The organism is Planktothrix mougeotii LEGE 06226 (assembly GCF_015207485.1).
Taxonomy (GTDB): Bacteria; Cyanobacteriota; Cyanobacteriia; order Cyanobacteriales; family Microcoleaceae; genus Planktothrix.
Genome location: NZ_JADEWU010000006.1, coordinates 77,665 through 99,202, shown reverse-complemented (window position 1 = coordinate 99,202; position 21,538 = coordinate 77,665). Strand labels below are relative to the sequence as shown.

The 21,538-nt window shown below is 39.2% G+C and carries 18 protein-coding genes; 10 read left to right on the top strand and 8 right to left on the bottom strand.

The genetic code is table 11. From position 1 onward, the window contains the following. Positions 1-29 precede the first annotated feature (29 nt). Positions 30-797, top strand: a complete 768-nt coding sequence (hdhA, locus tag IQ236_RS04650) for a 7-alpha-hydroxysteroid dehydrogenase (RefSeq protein WP_193868178.1) — start codon at positions 30-32, stop codon at positions 795-797. A 44-nt stretch (positions 798-841) separates the two neighbouring features. Continuing rightward, on the top strand, positions 842-1,639 hold the full coding sequence (locus IQ236_RS04645) for an SDR family oxidoreductase (RefSeq protein WP_193868177.1): 798 nt from the start codon (positions 842-844) through the stop codon (positions 1,637-1,639). Positions 1,640-1,693: 54 nt separating this feature from the next. Here the strand turns inward: IQ236_RS04645 and IQ236_RS04640 are convergent, their stop codons facing one another. Then, on the bottom strand, positions 1,694-3,685 hold the full coding sequence (locus tag IQ236_RS04640) for a serine/threonine-protein kinase (RefSeq protein WP_193868176.1): 1,992 nt from the start codon (positions 3,683-3,685) through the stop codon (positions 1,694-1,696). A gap of 255 nt (positions 3,686-3,940) precedes the next feature. Between IQ236_RS04640 and IQ236_RS04635 the strand changes: the two genes are divergently transcribed. Together IQ236_RS04635 and msrP are read left to right on the top strand one after the other, a co-directional pair. After that, positions 3,941-5,173 (top strand): RNA-guided endonuclease InsQ/TnpB family protein, encoded by a 1,233-nt coding sequence (locus IQ236_RS04635; protein WP_193868225.1) that lies wholly within the window; start codon positions 3,941-3,943, stop codon positions 5,171-5,173. 184 nt (positions 5,174-5,357) lie between these two features. After that, a complete protein-coding gene (msrP, locus tag IQ236_RS04630) occupies positions 5,358-6,338 on the top strand; it encodes a protein-methionine-sulfoxide reductase catalytic subunit MsrP (protein WP_193868175.1) in 981 nt (326 codons plus the stop codon). 107 nt (positions 6,339-6,445) lie between these two features. Here the strand turns inward: msrP and IQ236_RS04625 are convergent, their stop codons facing one another. Next, on the bottom strand, positions 6,446-6,841 hold the full coding sequence (locus tag IQ236_RS04625) for a DUF3119 family protein (RefSeq protein ID WP_193868174.1): 396 nt from the start codon (positions 6,839-6,841) through the stop codon (positions 6,446-6,448). 145 nt (positions 6,842-6,986) lie between these two features. Continuing rightward, positions 6,987-7,778 carry an MlaE family lipid ABC transporter permease subunit gene (locus IQ236_RS04620; protein ID WP_190521728.1) on the bottom strand — a complete coding sequence of 264 codons (792 nt, stop codon included), beginning with the start codon at positions 7,776-7,778 and terminating at the stop codon, positions 6,987-6,989. 246 nt (positions 7,779-8,024) lie between these two features. Here IQ236_RS04620 and IQ236_RS04615 point away from each other — a divergent pair, with 246 nt between their 5' ends. The 5 genes from IQ236_RS04615 (at position 8,025) to IQ236_RS04595 (ending at position 13,918) form a co-directional block, all read left to right on the top strand. After that, positions 8,025-8,312: a hypothetical protein gene (locus tag IQ236_RS04615; protein WP_190521730.1), complete on the top strand. Its 288-nt coding sequence runs from the start codon at positions 8,025-8,027 to the stop codon at positions 8,310-8,312. Between the two features lie 415 nt (positions 8,313-8,727). Further along, positions 8,728-10,392 (top strand): hypothetical protein, encoded by a 1,665-nt coding sequence (locus IQ236_RS04610; RefSeq protein WP_193868173.1) that lies wholly within the window; start codon positions 8,728-8,730, stop codon positions 10,390-10,392. 35 nt (positions 10,393-10,427) lie between these two features. Further along, entirely contained in the window at positions 10,428-12,113 is a 1,686-nt protein-coding gene (locus IQ236_RS04605) for a hypothetical protein (protein WP_193868172.1), read from the top strand. 95 nt (positions 12,114-12,208) lie between these two features. Beyond that, positions 12,209-12,610, top strand: a complete 402-nt coding sequence (locus IQ236_RS04600) for a fasciclin domain-containing protein (RefSeq protein WP_190521733.1) — start codon at positions 12,209-12,211, stop codon at positions 12,608-12,610. Positions 12,611-12,712: 102 nt separating this feature from the next. Further along, entirely contained in the window at positions 12,713-13,918 is a 1,206-nt protein-coding gene (locus IQ236_RS04595) for a DNA cytosine methyltransferase (RefSeq protein ID WP_228041420.1), read from the top strand. On the opposite strand, the gene IQ236_RS04590 is transcribed toward IQ236_RS04595, so the two are convergent. The 5 genes from IQ236_RS04590 to IQ236_RS04570 form a co-directional block, all read right to left on the bottom strand. Beyond that, positions 13,915-15,207: a CO2 hydration protein gene (locus IQ236_RS04590; protein WP_193868171.1), complete on the bottom strand. Its 1,293-nt coding sequence runs from the start codon at positions 15,205-15,207 to the stop codon at positions 13,915-13,917. The two genes, IQ236_RS04595 and IQ236_RS04590, sit on opposite strands and share 4 nt — an antisense overlap. Before the next feature lie 111 nt (positions 15,208-15,318). Further along, on the bottom strand, positions 15,319-16,812 hold the full coding sequence (locus IQ236_RS04585; protein WP_193868170.1) for an NADH-quinone oxidoreductase subunit M: 1,494 nt from the start codon (positions 16,810-16,812) through the stop codon (positions 15,319-15,321). Between the two features lie 213 nt (positions 16,813-17,025). Beyond that, complete coding sequence (locus IQ236_RS04580) at positions 17,026-17,748, bottom strand: carbonic anhydrase (RefSeq protein WP_193868169.1); 723 nt, start codon at positions 17,746-17,748, stop codon at positions 17,026-17,028. 92 nt (positions 17,749-17,840) lie between these two features. Then, on the bottom strand, positions 17,841-18,545 hold the full coding sequence (locus IQ236_RS04575; protein ID WP_193868168.1) for a carbonic anhydrase: 705 nt from the start codon (positions 18,543-18,545) through the stop codon (positions 17,841-17,843). Between the two features lie 53 nt (positions 18,546-18,598). Then, complete coding sequence (locus IQ236_RS04570; protein WP_193868167.1) at positions 18,599-20,434, bottom strand: NAD(P)H-quinone oxidoreductase subunit F; 1,836 nt, start codon at positions 20,432-20,434, stop codon at positions 18,599-18,601. A 373-nt stretch (positions 20,435-20,807) separates the two neighbouring features. Between IQ236_RS04570 and IQ236_RS04565 the strand changes: the two genes are divergently transcribed. Next, positions 20,808-21,440, top strand: a complete 633-nt coding sequence (locus IQ236_RS04565; RefSeq protein ID WP_193868166.1) for a glutathione S-transferase family protein — start codon at positions 20,808-20,810, stop codon at positions 21,438-21,440. The last annotated feature ends 98 nt before the right edge of the window (positions 21,441-21,538 follow it).

Sequence of the window (21,538 nt, the reverse complement as noted above, 5' to 3'; positions counted from 1 at the left end):
GTATTTAACAGTATGGAGATTGTGTCGGTATGACAGTTTTAGACGCATTTAAGCTTGAGGGTCAGGTCGCTATTGTGACCGGGGGCGGGGCTGGTATTGGCCGGGGCATTGCTGAATTGTTTGCCCAGGCTGGGGCTGCTGTAGTTGTCAGCGACTTGAAGGAAGACACTGCTGCTGCGGTCGTTAAGGGCATTCAGGACAAAGGAGGTAAAGCCCTGGCTGTAGCCTGCGATGTCACCAATGATCAAGCTCTTGAAAATCTCGTCAAGGCTACCCTGGATGCCTTTGGCAAAATCACCCTCTTGATCAACAACGCTGGGGGCGGTGGGCCAAAACCCTTTGATATGCCGATGGACACCTTCATTTGGGCCTACAAACTCAATGTGTTTTCGGTATTTCATCTGTGCCAACTGTGTGCTCCCCAGATGGAAGCAGCAGGGGGGGGAGCCATTTTGAATATCTCCTCGATGTCCGCAGAGAATAAAAACGTCAATATGGCGTCTTACAGTTCCTCCAAGGCTGCGGTCAGCCACCTGACTCGGAATATTGCCTTTGATTTGGGGCCAAAGGGAATTCGGGTAAATGCGATCGCTCCGGGTGCGATTAAAACCGATGCCTTAGCGACGGTGCTGACCCCGGAAGTTGAAAAAGTCATGCTTAAGCATACCCCCCTAGCTCGGTTGGGAGAACCCAGTGATATCGCCTATGCTGCCTTGTTCCTGTGTTCTCCGGCCGCTAGTTGGGTGAGTGGACAGGTGCTCACCGTCAGTGGGGGCGGTGTGCAGGAATTAGATTAAGTTCCCCTTGTATTTCACCGTATTCAACCTAAAACAAAACCACTATGAGCAACTTTGATGCCTTTGCTGACTTTCGGATGGATGGTCATGTGGCCATCGTTACGGGTGGAGCCCAAAATATCGGGGAAGCCATTGCTAAAACCTTTTCGGGCGCAGGAGCCAAGGTGATGATTGCTGACCTTAATGGCGAGAAGGCCCAAGCAACGGCGGCAGCGATCCAGGCGGAAACGGGTAATGACGTGTTGGGGATCGGCTGTAACGTCACCCTTGAGGAAGATATTCAACAATGTGTCGCTCAAACTGTTGAAGCCTTTGGCGGTATTTCAACTTTAGTTAATAACGTTGGCTGGGGCAAATCCTACGATGACCCCCTGGATGTTCCTTTAGAAGAGATGATCGAGAGTTATAAGCTCAATACCCTATCGGCTATGCGAATGACCGCCGCTTGTCGTCCCTATTTACTCGAAGCTGAAAATGCTACCATTACTAACTCCGGTTCTCTGGTAGGGGTGTTACCTGCTTTTGACTTTATCGCCTACTCCGCCGCCAAGGCAGCCCTCAACCATCTGATGCTGGGTCTAGCTCACTATTTTGCCAAGCAAGTTCGCATCAATACCGTGTTGATTGGTACGGTGATTACCGAGGGCTATGCCGCAGCAGGTTTGGATGAAAAAGCCCAGTATGCCTTAGCCCACCCTGACAATTTGACCGGACGTGCTGGAAAACCCCAGGATATTGCTAACGCCTTCCTCTGGCTGGCATCTCCGGCTGGGTCTTGGGTCAGTGGTCAAACCTTACAAGTTTCTGGTGGGGGCAAGCGCGTCCGCCTCAAACCTGAGTAAATCCTAGGATAACCGGGTTTGATCTTGAAAAACCCGGTTGATAGCAACCTGGAATCAGTTTGGGGGGAATAACGGCCAAATTTTTAACGTATCATCAAAACTCCCCGTAATTAACGTATGATTTTGGGGGTTAAATACCACATTTACCCAGGCTTGATGTCCTTTAAAGGTTCCGACAAGTCCTCCATTTTCCACGTTCCAAAGTTTAACCCCTCCCCCAAAATCACCACTAGCTAAGGTTTGACCATCGGGACTAAACGCTACGGATTGAACCTTTTCTTGATGACCGAGAAGAATGTGTTCTGGAGTATTATTAAAATATTGGGATTCTAATTGTTGTAAATCCCACAATTTAACGGCATGATCCCAACTTCCCGTAGCTAACTTTTGACCATCGGGACTAATCGCTACCGACCAAATCGCCTCAGCATGAGCTTTAAACGTTCTTAATAATTCTCCGGTGTGCCAATTCCAAATATCAACAATTCCGTTAGTTCCGCCACTGACTAAGGTTTGATTATCCCCACTAAAAGCGAGAGATTGTACCTCAGTTCCATATCCGTTTAACGTCCTTAACGTTCGTCCGGTGTAAATATCCCACAGACGAATGGTTTGGTCACGGCTGACACTGGCTACCGTTTCCCCATCGGGACTAATGGCCACCGCATAAACCCATCCTTGATGACCGTAGAGCATTTTTTTCTGACGACCACTCCACAAATCCCAAACTAAAATAGTTTGGTCACCGCTTCCACTTACTAACGTCCGACCATCGTTACTAATGGCTAAAGTTCCCACAGGTTGAGAATGTCCCAATAAGGTGTTAATTAATCCTCCGGTATTGGCATCAATAATATTAATTGAGCCATCGGTATTCCCATAAACTACAAATTGACCATCGGGACTCACGGCCACCGACCACACTGGGCCCGTATTTTTGGATAAAGTTCGGACAGTCCCAGGGTCTTGAAGAATGGGGGGGGCAAAATTCTCAATTTGGGGTACAGGAATTTGGATATCAGGAACTTGATAAATGGGTTCTGGAGGTTGGGAAGAAATTTGAGGGACAATAGAGGGTAGGCGAGAACTCATGAATAAGGAAAATAACGCTAAAGCTGCACCTCCCCAAGCCGTTAAAATCCATTTACGTTGGACAGTTTTTGTTAAGTGAACCGGAATGGGCCCTGATTTTAAATCCTGCATCACCGCCATCGCTGAAGGATACCTTTTGCTGGGGTTGCGTTCAATTAATTGATTTAAAATTCGGGTTAAACGCTGACTAATAGGTCTTTTGAGATAATCTTTCCAAACCCAAGTATTTGTTTTAATGTCAAATAAATCAAACGGAGACATCTGGGTTAACAGATGTAGACAAGTTATCCCTAAACTATAGAGATCCGTTTTAGCATTAATTTCCCCTTGCAGTTGTTCCGGTGCCGCATATTCTGGGGAACCTTGAAGGGTTGTTGGGAAATTTTGTTGCGGATAAATTCCAGCAAAATCAACTAAAATAAACGGTTTTGCAGGCGGAATAAAAACTGAACGACGGATAATATTTTCAGGTTTAATATCCCCATGTACCATTCCCTTTTCATGAATGAATTGAAGCAAGGGCAGAATTTCACTGAGGATATACCAAATTTGCAATTCCTGAAACACGCCTTCTTGTTTAACTTCTTCAGCTAAATTTCGCCCTGAAATATAGTCCTGTACAATATAACCACAATCTTTTTCTTCAAAGGACGCTAACAGGTCTGGGAGGGCGGGATGTTGGCTAATGGCGTCTAATTTTCGGGTATAAACACGGAACTCAACACGGGCGTCCGGTTGGGATGGCGGATAAAGACATTGCTTAATCACGCATCGAGGTTGAGACGGTTTATCTTCATCAACGGCTAAAAATGTTCGGTTCCATTGACTTTGACCTAAAATTCGGATAGCACGATAGCGGTCTTTGAGGCGCAATTGTGAGCCACAACTCTGACACAAAAGGGCGTGAGTCGGGTTTTGAGGCTTCTGACATTGGGGGTTGATGCAGTAACTCATAACCAGAATTTTTTAGTATATTTTTTCTATGATACGTCTTTCCAAAACTTTAGTCTGATTCAGGGAAGGCGATCGCTGATTCTTAACTATTCGAGGGGGTTTGGGGGAGCGATAAGTCCCACGCTGAATTTCACATTGACAAAAAACCACCAGAAATCAGCGATACATGGACTCCCCCAAGTTAATTTGGCGTTTGTAAATCCCGACCCAATTAACAATCTTATGTTAAATTATATCAAAGAGTTGAAAGCAACAATGTTTCAAGCATATAAATTTCGCATTTATCCCAATACTGAACAACAAATCGCCTTAGCCAAAAGCTTTGGCTGTTGCCGTTGGTATTGGAATTATGCCTTGAACTTATGCCAAGAAACCTATAAAGCAACCGGAAAAGGGTTATCCCGAAAAGATATTCAAGGATTATTACCTCAACTGAAAAAAGAATATCTTTGGTTGAAAGATGCCTACTCCCAATGCTTACAAGTTGTCGCTCTCAATTTATCGATAGCTTACAAGAACTTTTTTGAGAAACGAACTAGATTACCCCGATTCAAATCCAAGCACGGTAGACAATCAATCAGTTATCCCCAAAATGTTAAATTTGAAGGGGATTACCTCAAGTTACCCGGTCAAGTGGGATTGATTTATTGTCGTCGCCACCGAGAAATTGAAGGGAAGATCAAAACCGTTACTATCTCAAAAAATCCAGATGGAAAATATTATGCTTCTATTTTAGTTGATGATGGTAAAGAAATACCTAAATCATCAACTCTAGGAAAAGCGATTGGGATTGATTTAGGGGTATCTCATTTCGCAATTACTAGCGATGGTGATAAATATAGTAATCCGAAACATTTTGTTAAATATCAACGCAACTTAAAACGGAAACAACAAAAATTATCTCGCAAACAAAAGGGAAGTAATAGTAGACAAAAAGCACGATTAAAAGTCGCTAAAGTCCACGCTAAAATCGCTCGTTGCCGAGAAGATTTTCTACACAAGCTATCCCGCAAGATAGTTAACGAAAACCAAGTGATTGCTGTAGAAGATTTGGGGGTTAAGAATCTGGTCAAAAATCATAAATTAGCCAAGGCAATTAGCGATTGTGGTTGGGGTATGTTTGGTACAATGCTCAAATACAAAGCCGAAAAAGAAGGAAAAATCTATCTCGAAATTGATAGGTTTTTTCCTTCTTCTAAAACTTGTCATGTCTGCCTCAATCAAGTGAGTAGTTTACCCCTTGATATTAGAAGTTGGACTTGTACACATTGTCAAACGACTCATGACCGTGATATCAACGCTTCAATTAATATCAAAAATGAAGCCTTGCGGATACTTCGACTGTACTCAGTACAAGTTTTGGAGTTAGGAACTAGCTCTACTGCCAATCTGAGGGGATGTCAGTCGTCTGAGCAAACTTCTGTTTCTTCAGATGCTTTCCCCGTTGACGTTGGAAGCCCACACTTACTCGTAGAGAAGTGTGGGTAGTTCACATAAACGCAACATCTTTGAGATAATTTTCTATCATTGGGAGGATGACGACATCAAGTGTTAAACTGTTCAGCATTTAAACTTTATCAAAATGGAGTCAGAAGATCAACACGGAAAGTCCGTGATTTTTTCTGGGTTCTTTTCCAAGATTAACTGAATTAATCCTAACTGATTTTAACCTATGGCTTTCATTCGTATTGTTCCCAGTTGGCAACTCTCTGAACATCAAATTACCCCAGAGTCCGTATTTCTCAATCGTCGTCGCTTTATGAAAAGCTTAATTGGGGCGGGCTTAACAGCAACTATTTTACCGTTAACCGGATGTCAATCTTCTTCAACGGCTAAAAATCAAGATAATTTTTCAACGCAAGTGATCTCGAATTTTACCCCAAATCCGAATTTTGCTGATGTTAATCGTCCGGTTACGGCGGAAGATTTAGCGACAAAATATAATAACTTTTATGAGTATGGCGGTTCCAAATCGATTTGGCAAGCAGCCCAAGCATTACCGTTAGAAGATTGGAAAATAGAGGTTTCAGGATTAGTTAAAAATCCAACTACATACACTTTAGATGATCTTCAGAAAAAATTCCCCTTGGAAGAACGAATTTATCGCTTTCGTTGTGTGGAAGCTTGGGCGATGGTGGTTCCTTGGTTGGGATTTCCGATGCACAAATTAATGGCGGCAGTTGAACCCACTTCTGAGGCAAAATTTGTGCGGTTTACGTCTTTTTATGATCCTAAAATTACCACTGGGCCGGGATTTTGGGCGAATGGTTATCCTTGGCCCTATACAGAAGGATTAAGAATTGAAGAAATGGCGAATGAGTTAGCATTTTTTGCCATTGGAATGTATGGAAAAACGCTACCGAAGCAAAATGGTGCACCGTTACGAATGGTGACTCCTTGGAAATATGGATTTAAGGGAGCAAAATCGATTGTTAAAATTGAATTTATTCAAGAAAAACCCGCAACCTTTTGGAATACCTTAGTTCCTGATGAATATGGTTTTGAAGCCAATGTAAACCCGAATAAACCTCACCCTCGATGGTCACAAGCGACGGAACGAATTGTCAGTAATAGCCCTAGTTTTTCTTGGGAAAAACAGCCCACTTTACTGTATAATGGGTATGAGGAATATGTGGGCAATCTTTATTCTTAAATTCAGGGTTTGAGGGGATCTAAACGATAAACAAGTTGGGTGTTGGGCGGTAGCAAACCAGAGGGGCTAAAGCCCAACAACATTACAAGCTAAAAGTTGAGAAATTCTTAATTTTGTTTTAAATGTCCGCAATATTGTTTTAAACAGCTTTGTAACAATTGAGCATCAAAAATAATCGGGACAAAGTGAATACTTTTGACTTCTCGGAAATAAAATAAAATGGGTACAGGAGTCCAAAAAATTTCCCAGTTCATCCACTCTTGATAAGGAAACCGACGGATGAGCTTACCCGAACGATAAACATCTAAATCCGTTGGGGTAAATTGTAGACGAATGAGGGCAGTTTGGATGAAGAGAAATAAGGCAAAAAACGCCAGTGCTAAACTTCCCCATCTTTGAATTAAAAATAGGGGAAATGCAGTAATCATCAGCACGATTGGAATAATATAATTGGGTGGTAATTCAATCGTATTAGCGGTTTGGGTTGTAGGTGTTGGAGTCATGGGTTCAACTTGATTCGGAAAACTTTAAACTAATATTACCAAATTTATACCCAGAAAGAGGAAATTGGGGTTCGTACAGTCATCCATATTCTTTCCCATTGCCCATTCCGCCCTGATAACTGATAACTGATAACTGATAACTGAATTAACCCATAACAGCACTTCCCATGCCTTGAAACATAATCCAAGATAGGAAAAAATCAAGGATAAAAATCGATAATAAAGCCGTAACAACAGCCGTTGTTGTGGATTGACCTACTCCTTTTGCTCCCCCAGTTGTCGTTAATCCCCAACTCGTCCCAATAATGGCAATAGTCGCCCCAAATACTAACCCTTTGACTAACCCACTACAAACATCCCAAACTTGAATAAAATTTCGGACTGAATCTAAAAAAGCCGTTGGAGAAATATTGTACATACTGTTAGCAATTAATAACCCTCCCGCTAATCCCGTAATTAAGCAAATAATCGTTAAAATCGGTAACATGGAACAACAAGCAATCACACGGGGAATCACTAAATAATCTACCGGGTCAGTTTTCAACATATAAAGGGCGTCAATTTGTTCTGTAACCCGCATCGTGCCAATTTCTGCTGCAAAAGCTGAACAAACCCGTCCCGCAACAATCACGGCCGTTAATACCGGGCTGAGTTCCCGCGCTAAGGACAGAGCTAGAACTCCCCCCACAATATTAACAGCACCTAACGCGACGAATTCTCGTGCAACTTGAATGGTGAACACCATCCCCACAAAACTCGCTGTTAAGAGGGCAATCATTAAGGATTCTGGGCCAACAGTGACCATTTGTTCCAAAGTGTTACGACGGTGAATTTTACCCTGAAGTAAATGCACCACCACTTGTCCGGCCAATAACAGGGCGGAAATAAATCGTTGTAGCCAAAGTTCAAAGCTGGAACGAGTGTTAGAATTGCTCAAGGGAATAACAACTGTATAAAGTTCAATCAATAACTAGAAATATACAAATCTTCAACAAGATTTATAAAGCAGAAAGTTTAATTTTTTTGACTTTATATTTAAGATTTCTCACAGATTCGATTAAAACGCGCGATCGCTCTTATCTTAGAAATTAGCAAGTTAGATTGACAGTGATACCCAATCCAACAAAGGTCAATGATACTAGCATCCAAATATAAGATATAAGATCCTCCTAGGGATAGATTTATGAGTATTTTCCCTCATCTGATTCGTTCTTTGCTTCTGGCGATTACGTTTAGTTTCATCGCCCCTGTATTATTAATCGCGATGGGATTAATTACTTGTGTCTTCATGAGTCACCTTCCTTTGATGCAAAGCTTAGGGGAGTTTGGCTGTAAGCAAATGCTCAAATTTCTTGCCACCTTTGGCAGTGGACATCCTGTGCAGGGATGTTTAGTCATTGCCCTAACCTGTAGTTTGGTCGGAGGGTTATTTGATACCTATGCTTGTTGCCAAAACTTACGGAGCAATTAAAAAGCTATTATAAAATCAAATGGTAATCCGGGGAAAATTAGGCTAAACAAATATTATAACCCGGATTCAAATCGCTAATTGAGTTTAGTTTATAAATCTCTACAGTTCTACCGGATTTTTTTCCCTAAATTGTTAAGAAATGAAAAGAAGATTTGGATTTCATTATAACCCTTGGTAATATATACTTAGCTAAAATAGAAAAGTGAGGAAAATCAACCAAAATCAGGTTTTTTACCGTCCTCTATTCTCTGAGTTTGATATAAGCTGGAAGCTGTGATTTTTATTGAAAAGCTTCTTAAATTGAACTCGATTTCTATTATCTTAATTCAAAATTTATTCTTTTTAAAAAACCTGTTTTCTCCCTACAATTCTCAGATTAAAATTATCAAAAATACAGAAAAAGAGGTATAGTTCTATGTCAACTAATTTAGATGTAGCAGTCATTTCACCCTGGAAAGCTGAACTGGTTAAAGATATTGTTCCAGGCTTCTTTGACCTTTCGGCAAATAATCTAACCAACGTTAACAATACCCTCTATTTTGAATCACAGCAAACTCAAAGTTATTATTCTTCTTACTATGCAGCTAAGGAGCAATTGTGGAAAAGTGATGGGGCAGAAACGGGTACAACTTTAATTAAAGATCTAGGATTATTTGAAAATCAAGCTTTTTCCTCAGAGGTTAACAACAATACTTTATATTTTGAAGTTCTTGTTCAAGATCCGAATACCAATCTTTCCAGCCTTCAGTTGTGGAAAACCGATGGGACAGATACAGGAACTCAATTAATAAAAGATTGGGGAAGCTCCTTAACGATTAATAGTTTTATCCCCGTTGACAATTCCCTATATTTTTCGGCTGGTAATTACTGGAATGATACTCAGTTATGGAAAACCGATGGTACAGAAGCGGGAACTATTTTAGTTAAGGATTTTGGCAATGGTATTTCTGATATCACAGAAGTTAATAATAGTTTATATTTAGACATTTCTCAATACGATTCGATGACTGCAACCTCAACAGCGCAGTTGTGGAAAACCGATAGTACAGGTACAGGGGTTGAATTAATTAAAGACTTTGGGAATTTAACATTTGGTACTGCTTATGAAGATAGCAAGATCAGTGTTAATGATATCTTATACTTTGAAATCGGTCAGAGTTATAGTTATTATTCATCATCTCCTTCTCCTGCCCTGTCTCAATTGTGGAAAAGCGATGGAACTAATACGGGAACAACGATAGTTAAGGATTTGGGCAGTAGCAAAGATATTAATAATTTTTGGGACAATCTGAATAATACGTTTTACTTTTCTGCATCAATCCCTAACTCAGAGAATTACTCTAACACAACCTACGAATTATGGAAAAGTGATGGTACAGATGGCGGGACGACCTTAGTTCAAGACTTCGGTAAATCTTCTCTTAATTACTTAACAACCGTCAACAATACCCTATATTTTACGGTTAATAGCTTTGATTCTTTGACCAAGATTAACGACCGTGAGTTGTGGAAAGTCGATAGCAATGGTAATATCAGTTTAGTCAAAAATTTTGGAGATTTTTTAATTGAAGAATGGGAAGTTATTGATAATACCTTGTATTTTCAAGCCTCAAAAACTGACTCCGATACCTATACATCAACGGCTCAGTTGTGGAAAACAGACGGTACGGATATGGGTACAGTATTAGTCAAAGAATTTCCTAACTCGGATTGGATTTGGAGCTACAATGGTTCAGGATTAGAAGTCATCAATAATACCCTTTATTTTCCATTAACTGATCCCAATTATGGTACAGAATTATGGATGAGTGATGGTACAGAAACAGGTACAATCATGGTAGCAGATATTAATCCCGGACAAGCCAGTTCTGATGCTTCGATTCCGGTTGATGTTAATGGTACACTTTATCTCCTCGCTGATGATGGAATTCATGGAAATGAGTTATGGAAATTAACCCCTACTGGGAGTAACTTAATTCCACAAGATGAATTAAGAAATAATGCTAAGGTTTTGGCGATGAGTCATCTGAATTTCATGTCTGAATTAATCAGCAGTGCTGATCCAACCCTAACTTTTTAAAAATATCAAAAATACAGAAAAAGAGGTATAGTTCTATGTCAACTAATTTAGATGTAGCAGTCATTTCTCCTTGGAAAGCTGAACTGGTTAAAGATATTTTTCCAGCATCTTTTGACCTTTCGGCTGATAGCCTAACAAATTTCAACAATACCCTATATTTTCAAGTCGATCAAACTGAATCTTATCGTTATGCCTATTCAGCCAAGGAACAGTTGTGGAAAAGTGATGGGACAGAAACGGGTACTAATTTAGTTAAAGATCAAGGTTCATCATACTACACTACTTCTTTCCTAGATATCAACAATAATAGCCTATATTTTGAAGTTTATAATCCAGATCCTAGTACCATGACCTCCAGCTTGCAGTTGTGGAAAACTGATGGCACAGACACAGGAGTTCAGCTAGTTAAAGACTTGGGAAGTTCCTTAGATATTAAGAGTAAGAGTTTTATCCCCATTGAAAATAACCTTTATTTTACAGTAGGCTCATCCGTTGACGCGACTCAGTTATGGAAAACCGATGGCACAGAAACTGGAACAGTCTTAGTTAAAGATTTCGACAATATTATATCTAATGTCAGAGAAATCAACAACAGTTTGTATTTAGATGTTAATGAATATAATCCTGTAACCTCTACCTCTACGGCTCAGTTGTGGAAAACCGATACTACAAATACAGGAGTTGAGTTAATTAAAGACTTTGGTGATTTTATATTTGATTATTCTTACCAAGACAACACAGCCATTGTCAATAATACCTTATACTTTGAAATTCGGAGTCCATACTTCGCGGATTCATCATCTTCTCAACTCTGGAAAAGTGATGGCACTGATACAGGAACAACTTTGGTTAAAGATTTGGGAAGCCTCAAAAATCTCAGTGAATTTTTGGGAAAACTTAACAATAATTTTTACTTCTCTGTGTCGGTTACAGACTCCGAAGATCCCTATACAACAACCCATGAATTATGGAAAAGTGATGGTACAGATGCCGGGACAACCTTAGTTCAAGACTTTGGGGATTATTCCTTTGATTACTTAACAACAGTTAACAATACTCTGTATTTTACAACTAATAGCTATGACACTCTTACCAGTAAATCAAACTATCAATTATGGGAAATAGATGGAGATAATGGCAATGTTAGTTTACTCAAAGATTTAGGAGAATATTCGCTCTCACAATGGGAAACTATTGACAATAACTTGTATTTTCAACTGTCCAGATATGATTCGAGTACCTATACCTCAACGACTCAATTATGGAAGACTGACGGTACTGATATCGGGACAACACTCATTCAAGATTTTCCTAACTCTAGTTTCATGAGTGAGGACGAATTAGGAGTAATCAATAATACCCTTTATTTTCCATTAAGTGATCCCAATTATGGCACAGAATTATGGATGACTGATGGTACAGAAACAGGTACAATCATGGTAGCAGATATTAATCCCGGAAAAAGAGGTTCTAGTCCTTCGATTCCGGTTGATGTTAATGGTACACTTTATCTCCTCGCTGATGATGGAATTCATGGAAATGAGTTATGGAAATTAACCCCTACTGGGAGTAACTTAATTCCACAAGATGAATTAAGAAATAATGCTAAGGCGTTGGCGATGAGTCATCTGAATTCCATGTCTGAATTAATCAGCACTGCTAATCCAACCCCAACTTTTTCTAATGTCTTTGAAACCCCTTCTAACTTAGGGTTGATTTAAGCTAACCTGTTAATGACAATCAGTTCTCATTCTGTTCAAAATTCGTTTACTATTTTGAGAGGAACTTTTGTTTTTAATTAGGTTAAATTTGTTCAATGGCAGATATTGTTGATATTGCTGTAGGTGCTGGTTCATTTACAACCTTAGTGGCTGCTGTTCAAGCCGCAGGTTTAGTGGACGCCTTAAAAAGTCCTGGCCCGTTTACGGTTTTTGCACCCAATGATGATGCGTTTGCTAAACTTCCCACAGGAACCGTACAAACCTTAGTTCAAAATCCCCCCCAGTTAGCCCGAATTTTAAAATTTCACGTCGTTTCGGGGAAACTTTCAAAAGCTGATTTAGAAAAATTGGGTTCTGTCACGTCTTTAGAAGGTTCACCTATTCCCATTAACTGTTCCGATGGGTTTGAAGTGAAAAATGCAACGGTTCTCGCCCCCGATATTGAAGCGGATAATGGCATTATTCACGTCATTGATACGGTGATTTTAATGGGTTAATTTTAGGTTCTAATTAGCCAATCAATAACCCGTAGGGGTGGGGTTTTCCCACCCATTTTTAGGGATTAACTATAAAAAACTATTCATCTCGGAGAAAAAATTTTGAGTCGGTTTAAAAAAATCACAGCAATTGAATTGTTTGCTGGAATTGGGGGGTTTCATTTGGGTTTAGAAGCCAGTGGAATTCAAACGATTTGGGCGAATGATATTAATGAATTGTGTTGTCAAGTTTATGAAAGCAATTTTGGTAAAAATTCAATTCAGTTAGGAGATATTAAAACTATTAATTTAGGGAATATTCCTGAACACGATTTATTAACCGCAGGATTTCCTTGTCAACCTTTTAGTCAGGCGGGAAAAAAATTAGGAATTAGAGATCAGCTTAGGGGTACTTTATTTGAAAAAATTGTAGAAATTATAGATACTAAAAAACCCCAGTATTTTTTACTGGAGAATGTTAAACGTATTTTAACAATGGAACAGGGACACCATTTTAAAGTGATTTTAAATGCTTTAGCGTCTCTCAATTATTTAATTGAATGGCGCATTATTAGCCCTATTAATTTCGGTATACCTCAAAACCGAGAGCGTATTTTTATTTTTGGATCTCGCTGTAAATCGGATTTTAACCCTATAAATTTAGAAGATCATTTAATTTTTTTAAATCAAAGCGAGACTGAATACTTAAATTTTGATTTCGAGAAGTTTGAAAAATATTTATATCCTATTTTAGATTTAAAGGTTAAAAATTATCCTTGGGGAATTACTTACCAAAATAAAATGTATAGTCAATCTCTCCCATTATTTCCTGATATCTATCCCCCTACGCGATTAAAAAATATTCTTCAATCTGAATCAGAAGTTGAGCCTCAATTTGATTTTACCGCAGATACTTTAGAACGAATTAAAAACAGTAAAGCAGTTAATCGCTATTGTAATGGTGTAGAAATTTTATATAACCAAGACGGAGGTGCAAGGTTAGGGTATACTATTTTTGGTGTTAATGGAGTTGCTTCTACTTTGACCGCATCCACTTCCAGACATTATGAACGATATCAAATTGGTAATAAATTTAGACGATTAACGCCGATAGAATATGCACGTTTAATGGGTTTTCCTGATAATTGGTGTCGAGTTGCTAAAATTTATGATCAATATGCTTTATTTGGTAATGCTGTTGTTCCCATTTGTATTGAATGGATTTGTCAAAGAATTGGGCAAAAAAAGATAACCATTTCGCCTAAAAGATATCAACTGTTAACTGTTAAGAGTCAACAGTCAACAGTCAACAGTCAACATCTAATTTAACGATAATCAGAGCGTTGAATATCTCTTAATCGAGCTTCGGGACGTTTAAATCGATCTAATTGCGCTTCAAAAAATTGACGATTTGCCATCAAATGTTTAGGATTTTGATCATCTAAAGGATACAGTAAAGCCGTGCGTAACGCTTGAATAACCGCAGATGTCACACAATACATTGACCGTTGGAAACTATTCGCCAACTGAATCAACATATCATCCTCACCTCGACAATATTTTTGGTAATATTCGACTAAATAAGGAGGCAAGAAATGTAACATATCTTGCATTAATAATGTTGGGGGAATTCCTGCTGTCCCAACGGGGAAAATATCAGCATAAAGAATGCCATAATGGAAGTCATTTTGATCATCAGGAACTTGCTTTGCTTGAGCGTTATAGGATTTTGTTCCTCGGAAGGGAGAAGTGCGATAAAACACCGCTTCAACATAGGGTAATGCTGCTTCATATAACCACATAAACCCTTTAGATTTGGGGATAATTTCATAACATTCCCCATCAATATAAACATGATGATAAATTGGACGACCTGCGATCGCAAAAATCCCATTAACCAGAAAATTCATCGCTTCAGGAACACTGGTAATTTTGCCTTCATCATAGAGATCGCTCATTTCAAAAAACACCGGAGCCATCACTTCCCAAAACAGTCCTAAATTGCTATAATAGGACATCATTCTCACCTGTTCGATGAATAAATCAGGGAAAAGTTTATACAATCCCATCATCATCGGATTGTTTTTAAAATAAGCTTTAATCGCTTTATCTGCGTTAGTTTTATATTCATCCGTATCTAAATAAGGATCAAATAATCCTCCCATATCTCGATGCCAAAACATTGCTTGCATACAAGCTTCTGCAAATTCCATATTAACGCGATCATGCCATAAATGATGCAATAATTTAGGCATTTTTCGGGTTTCACCCTTTTCTATAAAATCTAATAATTCCGGGTGTGCTGTTGCTTCTCCTCGCCATATTCTTAAGTCAGCATCATCTCCCGCATAATGATTATGGAGGTCTAAATATTCTTTAGGAATGAAGTATTTTAAAAAGGGTAAAGGATTTAAAAACACCTGTTCAGCAATATAGAGTAAATCCCGCCAATAAAAATCCATCGGCACTGCATAAGCTTTATAAATCCCGATAATTTGCATTAAATTTTCTGGGGTATCGGGTAACATTGCACCCCCTGCTTCTAAGCGATGAATAATCTCGGAAAATTCATGGGTTGAGGGGGGTAATTTGGTTTGAGATAAGGTTGCTGTTGTCATGATTTTTTCCTAGTTTTAATTGGGGTTAAGGGGGGACACAGAAACCGGGTTTCTCAAGAAAAATCCTGATTTTATCTAAAAATTTAAGCTAGAAACCCGGTTTCTTGGGGGTTATTGTTTAATGGCAATTTGAGTAGGAACAGCGTTATTTAAAGCCACAACCATCGACTGTGCAGTGGGTTCCATCCATCGGAATAACCAAGTGGGTTGGATACCGAGAACAAAAATTAAAGCAGCTAAAATTAAGGCGGGAGCTTGTTCAGATAAGCTAACTTTCGGATAATAAGCCAAGCTATTATCGAGTTTTCCAAAACAGGTACGGTTGAGGAGAATGACAAAATAAACCGCCGTTAAACCCGAAGCAATAATACACAATAAACTGTGAATGGGGAAGACGGCAAATGTTCCTTGGAAGACCGGAAATTCAGCAACAAATCCAACTAAACCGGGGATACCAGCGCTCGCCATTCCTGCCATAATTAACAGGGAACTGGTGAGGGGTAAACCGCGAACGGGGTTCATTAAACCATTGAGAATATTTAAGTCACGGGTTCCAACTTTCTCTTCCACAACGCCGACTAATTGGAATAGAATTGCCAGGATTAAACCGTGAGCAATCATTTGAGCAATTGCCCCAATTAAACTCAGTTCATTAGCGGCTGCTGCGGCAACTAAAATATAACCCATGTGACCAATTGAACTATAAGCCACCATGCGTTTAATATCCTGTTGAGCAATAGCCGTTAACGCGCCATATAACACACTAATCACTCCAATTGTTGCCAGTCCAGGGCTGACAATATGCCAAGCTTCAGGAAACAGTTGTAAACCAAATCGAATTAAACCATAGGCTCCTAATTTTGCTAGAATTCCGCCTAATAAAATTGTGACTGGGGGAGAAGATTCAACATAGGCATCAGGCAACCAAGTATGCAGGGGAACTAAGGGAATTTTGATGCCAAATCCTAACAGTAAAACCGTGAGTAAAATTAACTGAGTATTTAATGCAAAGTTCTGGGTTTGAATGGCAGAATAATCAAAACTTCCGGCTTCACTGAGCCAAGCCATCCCTAAAAATGCAGCTAAAATCAGAATCCCTGAAAGGGCGGTATAAATCAGAAACTTCATCCCCGCATAGGCGCGTTTTTCACTGCCCCAAATGCTAATTAAAAGGTATACGGGAATTAGTTCGAGTTCATAAAAGAGAACGAAAAGCAGTAAATTTTCGGATAAAAAGGCTCCAGCTATGCCTGCATTGACTAACAAAATCATCGAGTAATAAAGACGAGGACGGTCAATATTTCCATGACTGCTGGCAATGACAATTAAGGTCAATAAACCATTTAATCCGATTAAGGGAAAGGATAAACCATCTATGCCTAAACTGTAAGATAATCCTAATTGGGGAATCCAGGCTAAATATTCTTGCAGTTGAAAATGAGGATTAGTTAAATCAAAATCAAAGGCAAGTTTTACTGTCCAAACTAAAATGATACTCGTGATGACTAATGCCAGGGAACGAACTTGCTGGGTTGAAAATTGTTTAGGTAATAGTCCTATTAACAGGACTCCTAAAACCGGAATAATAATTAAAACACTCAACATAAGCTTAGGGTATGAGGATGAGGGGTAATCTCAGCAATATTCAAGTTAACCCAAAAGTAGGTTTTAAATTCAGATTCCAAACTTTTTTTATCATAACTTACCGAGTTGAAAAAAAGTAAAATGATCAGTTTTAAAGTTTGGATAATAGCAATAGAAATGATTTATCAGAAGCCGAGTTCTTCTGTAAATATAATTTCTATTGCTAGAACGGGTTTAGGTAATCAGTTTAACTTTTCCAGTTTCTAATTCATAAAAACCACCGACGACTTTTAATTTATCATTGGCAATTAATTGAGTAATAACCGGAGAAGACTTTAACTTTGTGATTTGGAGTTTAACATTGGCAGTAACCGCTTCTTCCCACGTTGGTTTGCCTTTAATGGAAGGTTTAATGGCATCAATAATACTGCCAATCTGACCGGGAACTGAATTTCCGTCCAGAGTAGCTTTAACGGCTCCACATTTTTGATGACCTAGAATCATAATCGTTTTAATTCCTAATTCTAAGGCTCCAAATTCCAAGCTACCCATTTCTTCAGGAGTAACAACATTTCCCGCATTACGAACTACAAAAATATCGCCTAACCCTTGATCAAAAATAATCTCGGCGGGTACTCTGGAGTCAGCACAGCCTAAAATAGCAGCAAAAGGTTTTTGACCTGCGGTAACTTCTTTCATGCGTTCCCGATTTTGGTTAGGATGTTTGGGTTTATTTTCCATAAACCGTTCATTTCCTAACATTAAGGTTTCTAAGGCTTTTTCTGGGGTAATTTCTGGGGGTTCACAACTCGAAGTTTCAGCGACAATTTTCTTTTTGTCTCGGTCTAAAACTTTTGTTGTGACTCCAGCCGTTAATAAGGCTGTTCCCACAATGCAAACTCCATATTGTAATAAATCACGGCGGGTATAATTGGGTTTATCGTAATCTGGGGCCATGTTGTCCTCCCTGGTTATGACATTGAAACTGTTCAAAAAGCAAGTTTATCTTTGATGCAATGGAATTTATTATAAACTTGCTTGAGACAGCTTTATGCAACCACTTTTACCATTCCCGTATCCAGGTTATAGTAACCTCCGACTATTTTTAATTGAGCCTCTTTGATTAATTGGGAAATAACCGGAGAAGCTTGTAAACGACTGATTCCTAATTTAACATTAGAAATGATGCTTTCTTCTAAGGTTTGATTCATCTTAATAGCAGGTTTAATCGCGTCTAAAATACTGCCAATTTTACCCGGAACGGCATTCCCATCAATAGTGGCTTGCACCGCTCCACAATTTTTATGTCCAATCACCATTAGGACTTTTGCTCCTAACACTAAGGTTCCAAATTCCAAGCTGCCAATTTCTTCAGGTGTAGCAATATTTCCCGCATTTCTAACTACGAATAAATCACCAAACCCTTGATCAAAAATAATCTCGGAAGGAACTCGTGAATCTGCACAACTGAGAATAGCAGCAAAGGGGGTTTGTCCTTGGGCAACTTCTTGAATTCGTCCCATACTTTGATTGGGATTTTTGCGTTTATTTTCGATAAACCGCTTATTTCCTTCTAACAGTTGGTTTAGGGCTTCATCAGGGCTCATGTGATTACCCGCTATTGCAGGTTTCTCTTTTAACCAATTAGCTTTTGTTCCTAAACCGATGGTTAAAGCAGCAGTTCCCGCAGCAACAGCCCCAAATTTTAATAAATTCCGGCGAGAGACGTTGAGATTGTTTTCAATTCCGCGCATAATTTCCTCACACTTAATCCAAGGTTTAAACACCTAGCAAAAGAATGCTATCTTTAAAACAGATTTAGGGAAAAGAACCCTAATAATAAAGTAACTCCCACAATAATTGTCAGGGCATAAAATTGGGTTTGACCGGAAACGTTATATTTCAAACTTTGTCCACTAAAAACCGTTACCAGTCCCACTAAATTTACAAAACCATCCACGATATAGCGGTCAACCCAATACATAATATTAGAGATGAGTCCCACCACAAAAATAATCGTGACTCGATACAATTTTGCCGTGTAAAAATCGTAAGCAAAAAAGTCTTGTAACGCTTGAGAGGGAAGTTTAACCGGTTTTGGCCAATTGTTATTGAGATAAATTAACCCACTAAACCCACATCCGGCCAAGGTTGAAGCGGTTAATAATCCAGCAACGGTGAGATTAATGGTATGCCCTTGGGGTAACAAATTCCACTGTTTTAATAATAAGGGAATATGCAAACAAAATCCCGCTAAAATTGTCATGGGTAATACCATTGCCCATAACACTTCCGGGGAACGGGTGGTCATTTGTTTGGGTTTTCCGGCAAAAATTAATCCAAATTCACGGGTTAAACTAAAAGCCGTTAAACCATTCACTAAAAACAAGCAAAATGCAATGGCGGGTTGAGTATTCCAAAGGGTTTCTGCTAACTCTAATATTGTCCAAAATCCCCCAAAGGGAGGAACCGCAATTAAGGCCGTCATTCCGACTAAAAAACACAATCCTGAAATCGGACGTCGTGACCATAACCCGCCATATTGGGTTAAATCTTGGGTGACATTATTACTAATAATTCCCCCAGTGGTCATGACTAATAAAGCCATGGGAAAAGCATAAGTTAATAACAGAGAAAGAGCCGCTTGAGTTTGCCCAGTTCCGACTGCAATAAAGGTGATGCCCATATAGGCACTCACGGAATAGGAAAGGGCGCGTTTAATATCAATTTGAGCCATGGCAATACAACTCGCACCAACGGCCGTTGCTAACCCAATTAATACCATCGTTGACATTACAACAGGAGACAAAGCTAAAACGGGTTGCATTTTAACTAATACCCAAGCCCCGGATGCAACTACAACAGAATTGCGTAAAATTGTACTGGGAAGGGGGCCTTCCATGGCTTCATCTAACCATAAATGCAGGGGAAATTGAGCGCATTTTCCCAATGGCCCTGCGAGTAATGCTAACCCTAATAAGGTGGCAACATTCGGGTCAATTTTGGCGGTTTGTGACCATTGAGCTAATTCTGTAAAATCCCAAGTTCCAGCGAGAGGAAATAGGGCGACTACTCCCATTAATAGGAATAAATCTCCGACCCGTTTGGTTAAAAAAGCATCTCTCGCCCCGGTTACGACTAAGGGTTGGTTAAACCATAACCCGACTAATAAATAGGTTCCCAGGGTGAGAATTTCCAGAATAATGTAACTGTAGAAGAGGGAATTACACAACACTAATCCACATAATCCCGCTTCAAATAAAGCTAATAGAGAATAAAACCTCGCCCATCCCCAGTCCATTTCCATATAACCAACGGCGTAAATTTGGGCTAATAAATTTAACCCAGTAATGACTAAGGTTGCGCCAATGGTGACAACGGAAATTTCTAGAGGAATCGATAAATTGAGGTCAACGACGCTAAACCAAGGAATGATTAACGCTTGGGGAGGATGACCCCAAATTTCTGTGAGGGCGACTAACCCATGTACAAAGGCGAGTAAGGAGGTAATGATATTGACATATCCAGCCGGACGGGGGCCAGTGCGTCGAATAATCGAGGGAAACCAGAGGGTGGATAATAATGCTCCGATTAATGGGTAGCACGGTATCCACCAAATGGTCTTTAGAAAAAAATCAGCCATTGGTGTGACCTATTGATCAGTTTGCAAAAAGATTGAAATGGAGTAAACCCTTACTCCTGGGGTTTTGTAGCTTTTTGGAGTTTTATCGACCCCGGAAGACCACATAGATTTTTTACTGTTGAATACAAACATACCATAGATATTAGTATATGGATAGTCCCCAAGGCATATCAATATAAAAGATATTTCTCATCTTATTAATAAAGTTTGATTATATAAGCACAAATACTTAACAAAGCATCTTTTTTAGAAGCCAGAAATGAATCATCAGTTTGATAGGAAGAGAGTCAAGAAATAATACAAAATAGTAGCTTTTGGTCAGGTTGTATTAAAATAATTTTTGTATTTTTGTAGAGAAAAAATTCAGATCAAAATGAAGTTATATTATATTCCAACAACCAGAGCCGTGCGTCCCCGTTGGATATTAGAAGAGATTGGAATATCCTATGAATTAGTTTATGTGACGATGGCAATGACTCAGGAGCCCGGATATGAAAAATTGCATCCACACCGAAAAGTTCCTGTATTAGTGGATGGCGATATCATCATGTTTGAATCCGCCGCCATTTGTGCCTATTTAGCCGATAAATTTCCTGAAAAACAATTAGCACCCAGCCCAACTTCTGAGGCTCGCAGTTATTACTATCAATGGCTATTTTATGCTTCTTTAACTTTAGAAGCCCCCGTTGAACAATTTATGTTTAATGTATTACCGAATTTACCTGAAAAACTTCTCCCTCAAAAAGAAAAAACAAAAGTTTCGGCTGAAGAAGCCTTAGTTTGGTTTAATAAAGTTGCCCAACCTCTCAACGAATTATTAAGAACTCAAACCTATCTGGTTGATAATCGTTTCAGTGCTGCGGATGTAGTGACAGGGGGTGTATTAATCTGGGCGTTACGATTAGGAATGCTTTCTGAAAACTCTCCGGTCAAGGATTATGTACAGCAGCTAATGGAACGTCCTGCCTTGAAAAAAGCAGATGAAGATTTTTATTCTAAACCCTGAACTCTCTAATCAAGATAGACTTTTTTATGTAGGACAAACCTTCATTATCAGTATTTACCTGTTTTCAATCTTGTTCAATATTTCCAGGCTATTTGAGG